We start from the raw sequence: 570 nt of genomic DNA, 5'->3' as shown, positions 1-570 counted from the left end.
CGGGTCAGAAGAGCGCTGCTTGCGGGTTCATCTTGAACCGGAACTCGAGGCTGACTACCTTCCGACCGGATTTTTGTGGGTTCCACTCGATTTCATAGCCGTCCTTCTCGGTGAGCTCCTTGACGGCGGGCTCAATGATCCGTCGACGCATATCCTTGAAATTCTTGCGGCAGCTTTCGCTGGCTTGCATCGCGTGTGCGAATTCTTCGATGTCTATCCGTAACAGGCCTGTTGAGCGGAATTGTGCAAACAACTCCAGCAGTCTCCAGCTGAAGATAGATCGCAGTGCCGCTGCCTGAGAAAGCTTGTAGCTGGTGAACCGCTCACGGAGTGCGACAAGGTGAGGTACAACCTCATGCCAGAACGCAACCTCGATCCAGCCTTCTCCTTTGGCGTACGTCGCGCGACCAACCCATCTCATGTCCTCGATACGAGGTCCCTTTCTACCGGGTTTCTCGAACCGAATGAGACGATCGCGGAGGCCCTTGGCCGCAGCTTGAAGCTCTTCATAGGCGGTGTTTGGGTCGATGCCGAACGTTTCGGCAAACTCCAGTGCAGAGATTCGCGCGA

Annotated in this window: 1 protein-coding gene; it reads right to left on the bottom strand. The window is 55.8% G+C overall.

Annotated features, from left to right (window positions below; translation table 11 throughout):
* Nucleotides 1–4 precede the first annotated feature (4 nt).
* Nucleotides 5–570, bottom strand: a 566-nt coding sequence (locus tag AC3IFE_RS01435; protein WP_489189377.1) for a replication initiation protein, incomplete at its 5' end; no start/stop codon positions are given.

Source organism: Burkholderia sp. APQ4-4ca, from assembly GCF_057837105.1.
Note: the sequence above shows the minus strand (reverse complement) of the source record. Positions and strands in the feature narration are given on the sequence as shown.